Below are 16,297 nucleotides of genomic sequence, written 5' to 3'. Positions count from 1 at the left end.
AGCGGATGTCCGTGCTTGCCCCCAACCGCCCTTCGGGCACCTTCTCCCGCAAGCGGGGGAAGGACGCTGCTTAGCCCTGCGCCTGCCGTTCGCGCGCAATCGCACGCCAGCCGATGTCGCTGCGCTGAAAGGCGCTGGGCCAGTGGATCGGCTGCAGGCCGGCATAGGCGGCGCGCTGTGCGTCCTGCACGCTGTCGCCGAGCGCGGCCACGCACAGCACGCGGCCCCCGGCGCTGAGCACCTGGCCGTCGGCATTCAATGCGGTCCCGGCGTGGAAGACCTTGGCGCTGGCGGGCACCGCGTCCAGGCCATGGATGACCTCGCCGGTGACCGGCGTCTCCGGATACGGTTTGGCCGCGATCACCACACCCAGCGACGGGCGCGGGTCCCAGTGCGCCTGCGCGCGGTCCAGCGTGCCGTCGATGGCCGCTTCGACCAGATCCACCAGATCCGACTGCAGGCGCAGCATCACCGGCTGGGTCTCCGGGTCGCCGAAGCGCACGTTGAACTCGATCACCTTCGGTGCGCCGTGCGCGTCGATCATCAGTCCGGCATACAGAAACCCGGTGAACGGCACGCCGTCGGCGATCATGCCCTGCACGGTCGGCTCGACCACTTCGCGCATGACGCGTGCATGCACTTCCGCTGTCACCACCGGGGCCGGCGAGTACGCGCCCATGCCACCGGTATTGGGGCCAGTGTCGCCGTCGCCGACGCGCTTGTGGTCCTGGCTGGTGGCCATCGGCAAGGCGTGTTTGCCGTCGACCATGGAGATGAAGCTGGCTTCTTCGCCATCGAGAAACTCCTCGATCACCACGCGTGCGCCGGCATCGCCAAACGCATTGCCCGAGAGCATGTCGCGCACCGCGTCTTCGGCCTCATGCAGCGTCATCGCCACGATCACGCCCTTGCCGGCGGCCAGGCCATCGGCCTTGACCACGATCGGCGCGCCTTTCTCGCGTACATACGCGAGCGCGGCGTCCACCTCGGTATGCACCGCGTAATACGCGGTCGGGATGCCATGACGCGCGAGAAAATCCTTGGCGAAGGCCTTGCTGCCTTCCAGCTGCGCGGCCTTGGCGGTGGGCCCGAAGATGCGCAGGCCCAGCGCGTGGAAACGGTCGACCACGCCCAGCACCAGCGGCACTTCCGGGCCGACCACGGTCAGCGCGACGGCTTCGCGCTGCGCCAGCGCAAGCAGGCCGTCCAGATCGTCGACCTTGATCGCGACATTGCGGCACTTGGCCTCGCTGGCGGTGCCAGCATTGCCCGGCGCCACCAGTACCTCGCTCACGCGCGCTGACTGCGCGATCTTCCAGGCCAGGGCGTGTTCGCGGCCGCCGGAGCCGATGACAAGGATTTTCATGTGAGTGCCGAGATTGGGGAGTCGTGATTGGGGATTGGTTGAAGCACGGCGGAGACCGGAAACAGGAGAGACCAGAGCGACGTTGCCACTCCCGAATCCCCAATCCCGAATCCCGGCACGTCAGTGCCTGAAATGCCGCACGCCGGTGAACACCATGGCGATACCGTGTTCGTCGGCGGCGGCGATCACTTCGCCATCGCGCATCGAGCCGCCGGGCTGGATCACCGCCTTGATGCCGGCAGCGGCGGCGGCATCGATGCCGTCGCGGAACGGGAAGAACGCATCCGAGGCCATCACCGAGCCGGCCACCGTGAGCCTGGCTTCTTCGGCCTTGAGCGCGGCGATCTTGGCGCTGACCACGCGGCTCATCTGCCCGGCGCCCACGCCAATGGTGCGGCTGTCCTTGGCGTAGACAATCGCGTTGGATTTGACGTACTTGGCTACGCGCCAGGCGAACAGCAGATCGCCCAGTTCCGCGTCGCTGGGCGCGCGCTGGGTGACCACGCTCAATTCGCCAAGCGACATGCCGCGGTTGTCGGCCGACTGCATCAGCAGGCCAGAGCCAATGCGCTTGGTGTCGTAGTTGTTCAAGCCATTGCCGTGCGGAATCTTGAGCACGCGTACATTGGCCTTCTTGGTGGCGTATTCCAGCGCGCCGGCTTCGTAGTCGGGGGCGATCAATACCTCGACGAACTGGCGATCCAGAATGGCTTTTGCGGTGGCCGCATCCAGCGTCTTGTTGAAGGCCAGGATGCCGCCGAACGCGCTGGTGGGGTCGGTGGCATAGGCCAGCTCGTAGGCATCGCCGCAGGCCGCGCCCACCGCCACGCCGCAGGGGTTGGCGTGCTTGACGATCACGCAGGCCGGCGCATCGAACTGACGCACGCATTCCCATGCCGCATCGGCATCGGCCAGGTTGTTGTAGCTCAGTTCCTTGCCCTGCAGCTGCTGAAAGGTGGCCAGGGTGCCCGGCACCGGGTACAGGTCGCGGTAGAACGCGCCGGCCTGGTGCGGATTCTCGCCGTAGCGCAGGTCCATGACCTTGATGAAGTTGGAATTGATCTGCGCCGGAAACGGGCTGCGCGTGGGCACGGTTTCCGTGCTGTCGGCCACTGCCGACAGATAGTTGCTGATCGCCGCATCGTATTGCGCCACGCGGTTGAACGCAGCCACCGACAGCGCAAAGCGCTTGGCGGCCGACAGCTGGCCGTCGTTGGCTTCCAGCTCTGCGAGCAGGTCGGCGTATTGCGACGGGTCGGTGGCCACCGCCACGCGCGCGAAGTTCTTGGCTGCGCTGCGCAGCATTGCCGGCCCACCGATGTCGATGTTTTCCACCGCATCGGCCAGCGTGCAATCGGTCTTGACGGTGACCGACTCGAACGGATACAGGTTGAGCACCAGCAGATCGATCGGCGCGATGCCGTGTTCGGCCATCACCGCCTCATCGACACCGGCGCGGCCGAGCAGGCCGCCGTGCACCAGCGGGTGCAGGGTCTTGACGCGGCCGTCCATCATTTCCGGGAAACCGGTCAGGTCGGCGACGTCGTTGACCGGCACGCCGGCGTCGCGGATCGCCTTGGCGGTGCCGCCGGTGGACAGCAGCTCGACCTTGCGCGCCACCAGCGCGCGGGCCAGGTCGATCAGGCCGGTCTTGTCGGAAACGGAGAGCAGGGCCCGGCGCACGGGCAGGAAATCGGAGGCCATGAGTGAGGGGACAGTCGTTGCGGGGCAGCCGATATTGTAGGCTGCGCCAGCGCTCGAATGGACTCAACCACTGGTATGGCCTCGATTTATGCTCTGAAGGGACGCTTCCAGGACCTGCTGCGGCCCATGGTTGGCGCACTCTACCGCGGCGGCATCACCGCCAACCAGGTGACGCTCATCGCCGCAGCGGTGTCGTTGATGGTGGCTGCGGTGGTCTACCGCGCCGGCGCCAACTGGCCGCTGCTGTATCTGTTGCTGCCGGTGTGGATGCTGCTGCGCATGGCGCTCAATGCGGTCGATGGCATGTTGGCGCGCGAGTTCGGCCAGCAATCGCGCCTGGGTGCCTACCTCAACGAGCTGTGCGACGTGGTGGCCGATGCGGCGCTATACCTGAGCCTGCTCGGTGTGCCCGGCGTGGGCGCGCACTGGCTGTGGCTGTTTGCGCTGCTGGCGGCGCTGACCGAATACGCCGGCGTGCTCGGGCTGATGGTCGGTGCCGGTCGGCGCTACGACGGGCCGATGGGCAAGAGCGACCGCGCCTTCGTGATCGGCGTGGTGGGCGTTGGCCTGGCCTGCGGGCTGCTGGGTGCGCGCGGGGTGACCTGGGTCGCCATTGCCTTGGGCCTTGCCTGCGGCGCCACGGTGTGGCGGCGGGTACGCGCCGGGCTGGCCGAGGCGGCGGCGCGCTGATCGACATCGCGCAACGGCATGCGCTGCCGCGTCGCATGGACGCTGGGCGCTGGGCGCTGGGCGCCTCTCATTTTCTCACTGATTTCAGGATGATCCGATGCGTGATGTCGTAGAGCGGGAATTCGCCAGTTTCGATGGCACGCAGCTGTTCTATCGGCATTGGCCGACGCAGCTGGCAGGCGCCGTGCCCAAGTCGGTGGTGCTGCTGCACCGTGGGCATGAGCACTCCGGCCGGGTCATGCATCTGGCCGAAGAATTGAACCTGCCCGATGCGCAATTCTTTGCCTGGGACGCGCGCGGCAACGGCCGCTCGCCAGGGGCGCGCGGCGACGCACCGGGCTTCGAGGCGCTGGTGCGCGATCTGGACAGTTTCATCGCGCATCTATGCGCCACGCACGGCATCGCGGTGCAGGACATCGCCTTAGTCGCGCAGAGCGTGGGCGCGGTGGTTGCAGCTACCTGGGTGCACGATTACGCACCGCCGTTACGCGCGCTGGTGCTGGCCTCGCCGGCGTTCAAGGTCAAGTTGTACGTGCCGTTCGCACGTGCCGGGCTGGCGCTGATGCATGCGCTGCGCGGCAACTTTTTCGTCAACAGCTATGTCAAGCCGCAGTGGCTCACCCACGATGCGCAGCGCGTGGAAAGCTACCGCACCGATCCGCTGATCACCCGTCCAATCTCGGTCCGCGTGCTGCTGGGCCTGTACGCGGCGGCCGACCGCGTGGTGGCCGATGCACAGGCGATCACCGTGCCGACGCAGTTGCTGGTGTCCGGTTCGGACTTCGTGGTGCACCGCGGCCCGCAGGATCGGTTCTACGAGAACCTGGGCTCGCCGATCAAGCAGCGGCATTGGCTACCGGGGTTTTTTCACGACACCCTGGGCGAGCGCGACCGCGCACTGGCCATCGCGCCAATTCGCGCCTTTATCCAGGCGCGCTTCGCACAGCCCCAGCTGCGCGCCCGATTGCGCGATGCGCATCGCGCCGGCCCCAGCTTTGAAGAAGCCGAACGTCTGGCCTGGCCGCCGCAACGCAACAGCCTGCAGGACCTGCGCTGGCGTGGCGTGCGTGCCGGTTTGCGTCTGGGCGGCAAGCTGTCCGAAGGCATTGCATTGGGCCTGCAGACCGGCTTCGATTCCGGCAGCACGCTGGATTACATCTACCGCAATCAGGCGTGTGGACGTGGCCCGTTGGGGCGCATGATCGACCGCAATTATCTCGATGCGATCGGTTGGCGTGGCATCCGCATCCGTGGCGCGCATCTGGGCGAGCTTCTGCGCGATGCGGCAGGCCGCTTGCGTCAGGCGGGCCTGCCGGTGCGCGTGCTCGATGTGGCCGCAGGCCACGGCCGTTATGTGCTCCAGGCGCTCGGCAGCGGTGCGCAACGCGCCGATGCCATCGTGCTGCGCGATTTCAGCCCGCTCAACGTCACCCAGGGCGGCGAGTTGATTCGCACGCTCGGCGCCGGCGACATCGCCCGTTTCGAGCAAGGCGATGCGTTCGACCCGGCCGCCCTGGCGACGGTGCAGCCGGCGCCCACCCTGGCGGTGGTGTCGGGCTTGTACGAACTGTTTGCCGACAACGACCAGGTGGCGCGCTCGCTGGCCGGCCTGGCGGCGGCGGTGCAGCCGGGCGGGTATCTGCTCTACACCGGCCAGCCGTGGCATCCGCAGCTGGAATTCATCGCGCGCGCACTCACCAGTCACCGCGATGGCGTGGCCTGGGTGATGCGCAGGCGCAGCCAGCAGGAGATGGATGAGCTGGTGGAGGCGGCGGGCTTCCGCAAGGTGGCGCAGCGGATCGATGCATTCGGCATCTTCACCGTGTCGATGGCGCAGCGGATCGACGCATGACACATGGCGCGCGCCCGACCGGTCGTGCCGCGCTCTGGCTGGCGTTGCTGGGGCCGTTTTTCTTCCTCAGTTATGGCCTGGCCAATACGCTGGCCGGGCGCGCGGAGCACGTGCCGTCGGTGGTGTTCGGCTGGGAACACGGCATGCCGTTCTGGCCGTGGACCATCGTGCCGTACTGGACGATCGACCTGTTCTACGCCGCCTCGTTCTTTGTCTGCCGCACCCGCCGCGAACTGGATACGCACGCGCTACGCCTGCTCAGCGCGCAAGTGCTCTGCGTAACGTGTTTTGTGCTGTGGCCGTTGCGGTACAGCTTCGTGCGCCCGGACACGCAGGGTGTGTTCGGCTGGCTGTTTGCCGTGCTGCTGGGCTTCGACAAGCCGTTCAATCAGGCACCGTCGCTGCATATCGTGTTGCTGGTGGTGCTGTGGGTGCGCTATGGGCAGCATCTGTCCGGTGTGTGGCGCTGGCTGTTGCACGGTTGGTTCGGCTTGATCGGCGTGTCGGTGCTGACCACGTATCAACACCATTTCCTGGATATCCCCACCGGGCTTGCGGCGGGGTGGCTGTGCGTGTGGCTGTGGCCGGAGCGTATCGCCGCACCGTTTGCGCAGGCGCAACTGGCGCGCGATCGGCGGCGTTGGCGTTTGGCCGCGTTGTATCTGCTCGGCGCAGTCGCCAGCGCCGCGGCGGCGCTGTGCAGTGGCGGCGCCGGGTTATGGGTGCTGTGGGTGAGCCTGTCGCTGGGGCTGGTCGCGCTGAACTATGCAGCGCTTGGCGCGCCCGGATTCCAGAAGCGCAGCGATGGCGGGCTGAGTCTGGCTGCGCGCTGGTTGTATGCGCCGTATCTGCTGGCGGCCTGGTGCAACTCGCGGCTATGGACGCGGCGCGACCCGTTGCCGCGCGCGGTCTGCGATGGTGTGTGGTTGGGGCGCATTCCGCTGCCCGGCCAGCGCGCAGCCTTCGCCGCGGTGGTCGACGTGAGTGCGGAGCTGTCCCTGTACGCGGCACGCGCGCAGGACCGCGCGTTGCCGATGCTGGATCTGGTGGCACCTGCGCCTGTGCAGCTGCGCGCCGCCGCCGCCGCGATCGAGGCGGCGCGCGTGCACGGCCCGGTGCTGGTGTGCTGCGCACTGGGCTACTCGCGCAGCGCCGCCAGCGTCGCGACCTGGTTGGTGCGCAGTGGCCGCAGCAGCGATGTGGACGCGGCCATCGCGCGGCTGCGCACCGCATGCGCCTGGATCGTGCTGGGTGCGCAGCATCGCGCCGCCATCGTGGCTGCGTGCATGACTCACCCAGACAACGACAGCGCGGCCGAGCGGAGTCTGCAATGAACACATCCCCGATGACCTTGGCAGCCATGCGTGCGGTGTTGCGCCAGGGCGCGCCACTGGACCGGTTCTCGTTGCTGCTGCTGGCGGCCGCCATCGCCTTGCTGGGTGTTGCCGAGGCGCCGCCGTTGATACAACTGAGTTTTGCGCTCAGCGCAGCGGCCGGGCTGATGCAGCGCTATTGGGCATTGCGCGTGGGCCTGGATGTCGACCTGCTGGAGGGCGTGATTGCGCAGATGGCGCGCGGCAGCGACGAAACCCACGCTGCGCAACAGCTCGACACGGCGCTGCATGCCATTGGCCTGCGCGCCACGCTACCGCCTACACGCGATTGGTCGACGCGCTGGGCCGGCATGCGCCGCTTGCTGCGCTGGCAACTGGCGAGCGTGGCGGCGCAGCTGCTGTGGTTGGTCGCGGCATTGGCACTGCGGGTATCCGGATGAGCGACGCGCATGGCCCCGGTCAGCCCGAACCCATGCAGGCCACCGCGGCGCAGCAGGCGTTGTGGCAGCGCTTGCAGGCGTATCGTTTTGGCGGCGATGCCGATGCGTTGCCGGCCTTCGTGCGGCGCGTCGCCAAGCAGGCCCGCTGCAGTGTGGGGCAGGCGCAGCAAGCGGTAGACGAATACCGGCGCTTCTGTTTTCTGGCGTGCACCGATACCCGGGATGTGACGCCCAGCCCCTTGGTCGACCAGGTCTGGCACACCCATCTCACCGACACCCGCGAGTATTGGCAGCAGTTCTGCCCACAGGTGTTGCAGACCACGCTGCATCATCAGCCCGGACGCGGTGGCAGCGACGACGCTGCGCGTTTCCAGGCGCAGTATCGACAGACCCTGGAGCGCTACCGCACACACTTCGGGCCGCCGCCGGTGCAGGTCTGGCCTGCACCATCGCCGCAGCCTGCAGCCACGCCTGCGCAGCAGCACGCTGCCGAGGCCAGCCTGCGTGCCCTGCGCGGCGAGCCGATGCACGCGCAGCGCGGCGCACGCATCGGCACGGTGCTGGTCTGGGCCGTTGCGACGCTGGTGATTGGCGTGGTTGCCGGCAACGGTGAGGTCGCCTCGCCGCTGCACTGGCGCGGCAGCAGCTTCCTGGCGCTGTTTGCGGTGGGGATCGGCCTGGCCTGGTCGGCATCGGCGTGGTTGCGGCGCCGCCTGCGCGGCAGCGTGCATCTGCGGCCGGTGGATGCGGTCGATGCGCTGGAACTGGCCTGTCTGAGCGGTGGCGCCGGGCGTGTGGCCGATCTGTTGTTCGCCCGCTTGCTGGCCTGCGATGCGGTGCATCTGCAGCGCGATGAGGAGGCGCAGGCGCGCAAGTGGGTACGTTGCGATCCCAGCGTTGCAGTGCCGGTGGCGCTGCAGCCGGCACTGCAACGCGTGCGCGATGGGGAGGATCCGGTGCTGGCATGGCAGTCGCTGCGCACGCTGGCCGCACCGGTGCAGCAGCGCCTGATCGACAAGGGGTTGCTGCTGGATCGGCGCACGGCGCTGCTGGTGCGCGGGGTAAGCGCCCTTCCCGTGGCTGCGCTGTGGGGCCTGGGCGCCTGCAAGCTGGTGATCGGGCTGCAGGGGGGCTATCCGGTGGGCTATCTGCTGGCCTTGATGGTGCTGGTCAGCATGCTGCTGCTGGGATTCTTGCTGGTGCCGGTACGCCGCAGCGGGGCCGGCGATGCGCACCTGCGCGAGCGCAGATCGACGGTCAGGCCCGATGCGGCGCGCACCGGCAATGATCCCGGCGAAGCGGTGGCGCTGTACGGCACCGTCGCGTTGGTGGGCACGCCATGGGTGAGCTATCACACGCTACGTGCGCCCACGCCCGGCAATACCGACAGCAGCGGCAGCAGTTGCGGCGGTGGCGGCGACAGTGGCGGTGGGGATAGCGGCGGAGACGGTGGCGGTGGATGTGGTGGCTGCGGTGGAGGAGGCGACTGATGCAACCCAGACAGACCCTGTTGCAACGACGCCAGCGCTGGGCACGCGCCTTGCGCGGACGCGGCGCCACGCCCAACGGCGTGTCGTGGGCCGGCATCGCCTTCGCGGCGCTGGCCGGGGTGATGTTCTACATCGCCTTGAGCGCACCGGCGCGCGAAGGCGTCGCGCCGCTGCTGCTGGCCTTGCTCGGCCTACAGGGGCGGCTGTGGTGCAACCGCCTGGATGGCGTGCTGGCGCGACAGGCGCGGCTGGTATCGCGCGCCGGCGAGGTCTACAACGATGCGCCGGACCGCCTGTCGGACGTGCTGGTCTGCGTCGGGCTGGGTTACGGCCTGCAGGCCAGCATCCCGTGGGCCGCGCAACTGGGTTGGGCAGCGGCGTTGTGCTGCGTGGCCACCGCCTACGTGCGCATGCTCGGCCTGGCCTGTGGCACCGCCGAGCCACGGCAGGGGCCGATGGCACGCGTGCAGCGCATGCACTGGTTGTCGCTGACGACCGTGCTGGCGATGCCGTGGCAGTGGGTGGGCCAGCCGCGCATCGCGGCATGGGTATTGATCGGCGCGCTGGCGGTGTTGATCGCCGGTGCGCTACTGACGGTGGTGCTGCGGCTGCGCATGATCGTGCGCACATTGGAGTGGACATGATTGCCCGTTTGATTGCGCGTGCCTGCAGCGGCGCCATCCGTACCTTGACCGGCGCGCGCGCGTTGTGGCGCGGCTGTGCGCCGTCCAACGAGCGCCGCGTGTATTACGGCAACCACGCCAGCCACGGCGATTTCGTGCTGATCTGGTCGTCGTTGCCGGCCAGCCTGCGACACGAAGTGCGCCCGGTGGCCGCAGCCGATTACTGGCAACGCACCGCGCTGCGGCGCTATCTGATCCACGCGGTGTTCAATGGCGTGCTGATCGAACGCAACCCGGCGCAACGCACCCGCGACCCGATCCAATGCCTGTGCGATGCGATCGATGCCGGCGATTCGCTGATCCTGTTTCCCGAGGGCACGCGCAACCCGGACGAAGGCGTGCTGCCGTTCAAGAGCGGGCTGTATCACCTGGCGCGGCAACGGCCGGAGCTGGAATTCGTGCCGGTGTGGATCGACAACCTCAAACGCGTGATGCCCAAGGGCAAGTGGTTGCCGCTGCCGTTGCTGTGCACCACTACCTTCGGCGCGCCGTTGCGGCTGGATGCCGACGAAGACAAAGACGCGTTTCTGGCGCGTGCGCGCGAGGCGCTGCTGGCGTTGTCGCCGGATCAACTGGAGGCGCGCGCATGAATCCCTATGTCTTCAGTGGCCAGTTGCAGCAGTCTTCGATGCATCAGCAGACGTTGTGGTTGTTCAGCGGCATCGCACTGGTCTTGATCATTGCCACGCTGATTTCCGAAACGCTGCGTTGGCGCGCGCGCGCGCACCCGAGCACGGTGCTGAACAACCTGGTGGCGCGCATTCGCGCCTGGTGGGTGATGGCGGCGGTGGTCGGCATCGCATTCGTGTTCGGGCGCGCCGGGGTGATCGGCCTGTTCGCCTTGGTGTCGTTGTTTGCGCTGCGCGAGTTCATCACGCTCGCCCCGACGCGGCGCGGCGATTACTACGCCTTGTTGGCCGCCTTCTACATCGTGCTGCCGTGGCAATACGGGCTGGTGTGGACCGGCTGGTATGGCATGTACACGCTGCTGATTCCGGTCTATGCATTTTTGGTGTTGCCGATCCTGGCCACCATCGGCGGCGATACCACGCGTTATCTGGAGCGCACTGCCAAGGTGCAGTGGGGCTTGATGATCAGCGTGTTCTGCATCTCGCACGTGCCCGCATTGCTGAATCTGGAAATCCCCGGGTATGCCGGGCGCAACCTGTTGTTGATCGCCTTCCTGGTGATCGTGGTGCAGTCCTCGGATGTTTTGCAGTACGTCTGGGGCAAATTGGCCGGCCGCCATCTGATCGCGCCGAAACTGTCGCCGTCCAAAACGGTGGAAGGCTTCGTCGGCGGCGTGCTGTCGGCCAGCCTGCTGGGCATGGCGCTGTGGTGGATCACCCCGTTCGCGCCATGGCATGCCTTCGGGCTGGCGCTGGTGGCCAACCTGATGGGGTTCTTCGGCGGCCTGGTGATGTCGGCGATCAAGCGCGATCGCGGCATCAAGGACTGGGGCCACATGATCGAAGGCCACGGCGGCGTGCTGGACCGGCTGGACTCGGTGTGCTTCGCCGCCCCGGTGTTCTTCCACCTGATCCGCTACGGCTGGGCGTAAGCGTGTGACGAACCTTGGCGCAGGGCTGGCAGCGGCGCGGCGCATCGGTTTGGTAAAGACGACGCGGTCGGCGGAGCTGCCGCCAGGGCTTGGAGCGTCACCTGAGTCGTCGCAACGATCGATTCCTTCGACGCTGCGTTGGAATATTCGCCGGTTAGTCAGTCGCAAGAGGTTCTGGTTGCTGGCAGCAAGGTGCAGGCAGCCGATCAGTGGCCTGCGACCTGCCGCACGGGTTAGCGGACAGCAGTTACTGCTCCGGACCATGATCGTCAAGTTAGAAACTGCGGACAGTGCACTAGCTGAAGGCGACGACGGATCACGGACATTAAATCACCCACTTCTCATTATAAATCCTCGCCTGGCCTTGCCAGAGGCGGGGGAGTCTTAGTTGCACGCGGTGATGGCGATTCGTGTTTACCCGGGTGTTCTTTCGCTGCGGTATCTGATGGGTACGCAAAATTGTTTGAATCTCGTCTGGCGCACTGACGAACATAATCCGTAGCCGGTCGCAGATTGATAAAAAAATCCGATATCCGCATGCATGGCCTGCTCCTGGTCTTCGGTAATGCGAACATGTCTTCTGCTGCGGGGGAAGTTGTCCAGCGGGGCTGACCGACGATCTGGACTCGCTGATGTGTTCGCTCAACCGATTCAACAGCAACGACGCTCTCGGCGAGGCGTCCAGTTGCTACTTGCTGCAACGGCTGCCGCGCAGGAGCCAGCCTTGCCATCCATGCCAGCTGCGTCTTGCAGTCACGGCCGTCCATGACCCTGCGATTCAAGCAAGACACCGCAGTGCGCGTGCGCCTCAATGCGTTCGTCGATGACTCCATTGCATTACCGGCGCTGCCCTTGCCAACGGGTGGATCAGTCTCGCCATGACGGCTGGATGACCTCGCACCCTTTCCATCGGCCAGGACATGCACGCCGGTTTGCGCAGCTGTTTGGAATATCCAGATGAGATCACCCTTATGAATCGTGAAAAAGTCCTGGCATTACGCACCTGCACGAACAACATGTCCGATCATTGCGGACTGATCTGGCCACAGGCAGGCATCGTCGAATGCCGGCATTGGCAACCCAGCATCAAACAGGAAAACGGCTTGACCGGCCTGTTGTGGGGACAGGGCACCAATGCGCATCTGAACATGCATGCCGACGCGCATTGGGTCGTCTGCATTGTGGATACCGCCGACATCATCTGGCTGGGCGAAGAGGGAATGATCAAGTTCCCCAGGGCCGAGGTGGTCTACGCCGGCGGCCGTGCCGGCGCCTTGCAGTGCATCGCCGCCGGCATCGCGCAGCATGCCCCGCCCCAGCCCGAGCTGCCTGCAGAGACGATGATTGCCGCGGAATTCATTCCCAAGGCAGCGCAGGCGCAGTTCATTGCGCCGGCAGTGGAGCAGGGCGGCCATTCCGGCGCACCCGTGCCGCCGTTGGTCGCCGCCGGCGGTGCGCAGATGCCGCCGCATCCAGACGACACGCTGCGCACGCGAGAGATCGCCACCTATGGCAGCACGCTCACCGGTGCCGATCAAAGTCAGCTGATTGCAGGCTATGGAAGCACCGAGACGGCGGGTAACCGCAGCGAGTTGATCGCCGGCTATGGCAGCACCGGGGTGGCCGGATCGGACAGCACCATCGTGGCCGGTTATGGCAGCTCGCAGACCGCCGGCGGCGGAAGCACGCTGACGGCCGGTTACGGCAGCACGCAGACCGCGCGCAGCGGCAGCGATCTGACCGCCGGCTATGGCAGTACCGAAACCGCCGGGGCTGACAGCTCGCTGATCGCCGGGTATGGCAGCACCCAGACGTCCGGCGGCGACAGTTCGCTGACCGCCGGTTACGGCAGTACCCAGACGGCGCAAGGCGGTAGCGCCCTCACCGCCGGTTACGGCAGCACCGGCACCGCGGGCACGGACAGCTCGCTGATCGCCGGCTATGGCAGCACGCAAACGTCCGGTGGCGAAAGCTCGCTCACTGCCGGCTATGGCAGCACGCAAACCGCGCAGGACGGCAGTGACCTGACCGCCGGTTATGGCAGCACGGGAACCGCCGGCGCCGACAGCTCGTTGATCGCCGGCTATGGCAGCACGCAGACATCGGGCAATGCCAGCTCGCTCACCGCCGGTTATGGCAGCACGCAAACCGCGCGCACCGGTAGCGATTTGACCGCCGGCTACGGCAGTACCTCCACCGCCGGTGCCGACAGCACCTTGATCGCCGGCTATGGCAGCACGCAGACCTCCGGAGGCGACAGTTCGCTCACGGCCGGCTATGGCAGCACCCAAACCGCGCGCAAGGGCAGCGATCTGACCGCTGGTTATGGCAGCACCGCAACCGCAGGCGCGGAGAGTTCATTGATCGCCGGCTACGGCAGTACGCAGACGTCGGGCAACGCCAGTTCGCTCACTGCCGGCTATGGCAGCACGCAGACTGCACGCAGCGGCAGCGATCTGACCACCGGCTACGGCAGTACCTCCACCGCCGGTGCCGACAGCACCCTGATCGCCGGTTACGGCAGTACGCAGACCTCCGGTGGCGACAGCTCGCTGACCGCCGGTTATGGCAGCACGCAGACCGCACGCAGCGGCAGCGACCTGACCACCGGCTACGGCAGCACCTCGACCGCCGGTGGCGAGAGCACGCTGATCGCCGGCTACGGCAGCACGCAGACCTCGGGCAACGCCAGTTCGTTGACGGCCGGCTACGGCAGCACCCAGACCGCGCGCAGCGGCAGCGATCTGACCACCGGCTACGGCAGTACCTCCACCGCCGGTGCCGACAGCACCTTGATCGCTGGCTATGGCAGCACGCAGACCTCCGGTGGCGACAGCTCGCTGACCGCCGGGTACGGCAGTACGCAGACCGCACGCAAAGGCAGCGATCTCACCACCGGCTATGGCAGCACCTCTACGGCCGGCGCCGACAGCACGCTGATCGCCGGCTATGGCAGCACGCAGACGTCCGGTGGAGAGAGTTCGCTCACGGCCGGTTATGGCAGCACGCAGACCGCGCGCAAGGGCAGCGATCTGACCACCGGCTACGGCAGCACCTCGACGGCGGGTGCCGATAGCACGTTGATCGCCGGCTACGGCAGCACCCAGACCTCCGGCGGCGACAGTTCGCTGACGGCGGGCTATGGCAGCACGCAGACGGCGCGCAAGGGCAGCGATCTCACTACCGGCTATGGCAGCACGTCGACGGCGGGTGCCGAGAGCACGTTGATCGCCGGCTACGGCAGCACCCAGACCTCCGGCGGCGACAGTTCGCTCACGGCGGGTTACGGCAGCACGCAGACGGCGCGCAAAGGCAGCGATCTCACCGCCGGCTACGGCAGTACCTCCACCGCCGGCTCGGACAGTTCGCTGATCGCCGGCTACGGCAGCACGCAGACGGCCGGCTTCAAGAGCATCCTCACCACCGGCTACGGCAGTACCCAGACCGCGCAAGAGGGCAGCCTGCTCACGGCCGGCTACGGCAGTTCCTCAACGGCCGGCTCGGACAGCTCGCTGATCGCCGGCTATGGCAGTACGCAGACGGCCGGCTTCAAGAGCATCCTGACCGCCGGCTACGGCAGCACACAGACCGCACAGGAACGCAGCACGCTCACCACCGGCTACGGCAGCACCTCCACCGCCGGGCACGACAGCTCGCTGATCGCCGGTTACGGCAGTACGCAGACGGCTGGCTACAAGAGCATTCTCACCACCGGCTATGGCAGCACCCAGACCGCGCAAGAGGGAAGCTCGCTGATCGCAGGCTACGGCAGTTCCTCCATGGCCGGCCCGGACAGCTCGCTGATCGCCGGTTATGGCAGCACTCAGACGGCCGGTTACGACAGCTTCCTGACGGCCGGTTACGGCAGTACCCAGACCGCGCAAAGCAGCAGCTGGCTGATCACCGGCTACGGCAGTACCTCCACCGCCAGCTTCCAGAGTTCGTTGATTGCCGGCTATGGCAGCACGCAGACCGCCGGCTACGAAAGCACCCTGACCGCCGGTTATGGCAGCACCCAGACGGCGCAGGAAATCAGTTGGCTCACCACCGGCTACGGCAGCACCCAAACCGCAGGACACGGCAGCATTCTGACCGCCGGCTACGGCAGCAATTCCACCGCCGGTTACGAAAGCACCCTGATCGCCGGCTATGGCAGTACCCAGACCGCCGGTTACGAAAGCACCCTGACCGCCGGCTACGGCAGTACGCTGACCGCACTGGAAAACAGCTCGCTCACCGCCGGCTACGGCAGCACCGAAATCGCCGGATTTTCCAGCACGCTGATCGCCGGCTACGGCAGCAGCCAGACTGCCGGTGGCGACAGTACGCTGACGGCAGGTTATGGCAGCACCCTGACCGCGCAGGACAATAGCTCGTTGACCGCCGGCTACGGCAGCACCGAGACCGCCGGGCAGGACAGCTCGCTGATCGCCGGGTATGGCAGCACCCTGACCAGCGGCGTGCGCAGCTATCTGACCGCCGGCTACGGCAGCAACCAGATCGCCAGCTATGGAAGCTCGTTGATCGCCGGACACGAAAGTACCCAGATCGCCGGCCATCGCAGCATGCTGATTGCCGGCAAGCTCAGTTCGCAGACGGCCGGTTCGCGCAGCACGTTGATCGCCGGCATGGGCAGCATCCAGACAGCGGGCGACCGCAGCAAGCTGATCGCCGGCGCCGACAGCACCCAGACCGCTGGCGATCGCAGCAAGTTGCTGGCAGGTCGCAACAGCTTCCTCACGGCCGGCGACCGTAGCAAACTCACCGCCGGCGACGACTGCACGCTGATGGCGGGCGACCGCAGCAAGTTGACCGCCGGCAAGAACAGCATCCTGACCGCGGGCGCCAACAGCCGGTTGATCGGCAGCCTGGGATCCACCCTCACCGGTGGCGAAGACTCGGTGCTGATCTTCCGCTGCTGGGACGGCAAGCGCTATACCAACATCATCGCCAAGACCGGCGAGGAGGGCGTCGAGGCCGACACCGCCTATCAGGTCGACGACGACAGGAACGTGGTGGAAAAATTCGACGACCCGTTCGACACCATCGTGCTGGACCATGGCAGCGACCCGGCCTTCGCAGCGGATCATGCAGCGATAACGCAATTGCCGAACTGAGCAATTAACTCGCCCAGGCGGTCGGCATTGCCGATCGAGGCTACGGCCAACCGCCGGCTA

General features: G+C 66.8%; 12 protein-coding genes and 1 pseudogene. 11 read left to right on the top strand and 2 right to left on the bottom strand.

The window, feature by feature from the left end; all coding sequences use genetic code 11:
• Positions 1–70: 70 nt before the first annotated feature.
• Together purD and purH are read right to left on the bottom strand one after the other, a co-directional pair.
• Positions 71–1,366: a phosphoribosylamine--glycine ligase gene (purD, locus tag FHY18_RS12805; protein ID WP_259155763.1), complete on the bottom strand. Its 1,296-nt coding sequence runs from the start codon at positions 1,364–1,366 to the stop codon at positions 71–73.
• A gap of 120 nt (positions 1,367–1,486) precedes the next feature.
• Entirely contained in the window at positions 1,487–3,070 is a 1,584-nt protein-coding gene (gene purH / locus FHY18_RS12800; RefSeq protein WP_259155761.1) for a bifunctional phosphoribosylaminoimidazolecarboxamide formyltransferase/IMP cyclohydrolase, read from the bottom strand.
• 75 nt (positions 3,071–3,145) lie between these two features.
• Between purH and FHY18_RS12795 the strand changes: the two genes are divergently transcribed.
• From FHY18_RS12795 to FHY18_RS12745, 11 genes and pseudogenes are all read left to right on the top strand, one after another.
• Complete coding sequence (locus FHY18_RS12795) at positions 3,146–3,760, top strand: CDP-alcohol phosphatidyltransferase family protein (RefSeq protein WP_259155759.1); 615 nt, start codon at positions 3,146–3,148, stop codon at positions 3,758–3,760.
• Between the two features lie 97 nt (positions 3,761–3,857).
• A complete protein-coding gene (locus FHY18_RS12790; protein ID WP_259155753.1) occupies positions 3,858–5,612 on the top strand; it encodes a bifunctional alpha/beta hydrolase/class I SAM-dependent methyltransferase in 1,755 nt (584 codons plus the stop codon).
• Positions 5,609–6,946, top strand: a complete 1,338-nt coding sequence (locus FHY18_RS12785; RefSeq protein ID WP_259155751.1) for a phosphatase PAP2/dual specificity phosphatase family protein — start codon at positions 5,609–5,611, stop codon at positions 6,944–6,946. The genes FHY18_RS12790 and FHY18_RS12785 overlap by 4 nt, the downstream gene beginning before the upstream one ends.
• Positions 6,943–7,386: a hypothetical protein gene (locus FHY18_RS12780; RefSeq protein WP_259155749.1), complete on the top strand. Its 444-nt coding sequence runs from the start codon at positions 6,943–6,945 to the stop codon at positions 7,384–7,386. The genes FHY18_RS12785 and FHY18_RS12780 overlap by 4 nt, the downstream gene beginning before the upstream one ends.
• Positions 7,383–8,876, top strand: a complete 1,494-nt coding sequence (locus FHY18_RS12775; protein ID WP_259155747.1) for a TIGR04222 domain-containing membrane protein — start codon at positions 7,383–7,385, stop codon at positions 8,874–8,876. Before FHY18_RS12780 ends, FHY18_RS12775 begins: the two co-directional genes overlap by 4 nt.
• Positions 8,876–9,520, top strand: coding sequence for a CDP-alcohol phosphatidyltransferase family protein (locus FHY18_RS12770; RefSeq protein ID WP_259155746.1), 645 nt, complete (start codon positions 8,876–8,878; stop codon positions 9,518–9,520). The genes FHY18_RS12775 and FHY18_RS12770 overlap by 1 nt, the downstream gene beginning before the upstream one ends.
• The gene (locus tag FHY18_RS12765) at positions 9,517–10,149 is read left to right on the top strand and encodes a lysophospholipid acyltransferase family protein (protein WP_259155743.1); all 633 of its coding nucleotides are present in this window, start codon (positions 9,517–9,519) and stop codon (positions 10,147–10,149) included. The genes FHY18_RS12770 and FHY18_RS12765 overlap by 4 nt, the downstream gene beginning before the upstream one ends.
• Positions 10,146–11,120 carry a phosphatidate cytidylyltransferase gene (locus FHY18_RS12760; protein WP_259155742.1) on the top strand — a complete coding sequence of 325 codons (975 nt, stop codon included), beginning with the start codon at positions 10,146–10,148 and terminating at the stop codon, positions 11,118–11,120. The genes FHY18_RS12765 and FHY18_RS12760 overlap by 4 nt, the downstream gene beginning before the upstream one ends.
• Positions 11,121–12,040: 920 nt before the next feature.
• Positions 12,041–12,910, top strand: a pseudogene (locus FHY18_RS22075) (Ice nucleation protein); the annotation flags it as partial.
• 569 nt (positions 12,911–13,479) lie between these two features.
• Complete coding sequence (locus FHY18_RS22070) at positions 13,480–14,196, top strand: hypothetical protein (RefSeq protein WP_259155981.1); 717 nt, start codon at positions 13,480–13,482, stop codon at positions 14,194–14,196.
• 4 nt (positions 14,197–14,200) lie between these two features.
• Positions 14,201–16,237: a hypothetical protein gene (locus FHY18_RS12745; protein ID WP_259155980.1), complete on the top strand. Its 2,037-nt coding sequence runs from the start codon at positions 14,201–14,203 to the stop codon at positions 16,235–16,237.
• The last annotated feature ends 60 nt before the right edge of the window (positions 16,238–16,297 follow it).

This window comes from Xanthomonas sp. 3793, assembly GCF_024806835.1.
In the GTDB taxonomy this organism is placed as follows: Bacteria; Pseudomonadota; Gammaproteobacteria; order Xanthomonadales; family Xanthomonadaceae; genus Xanthomonas; species Xanthomonas arboricola_F.
Note: the sequence above shows the minus strand (reverse complement) of the source record. Positions and strands in the feature narration are given on the sequence as shown.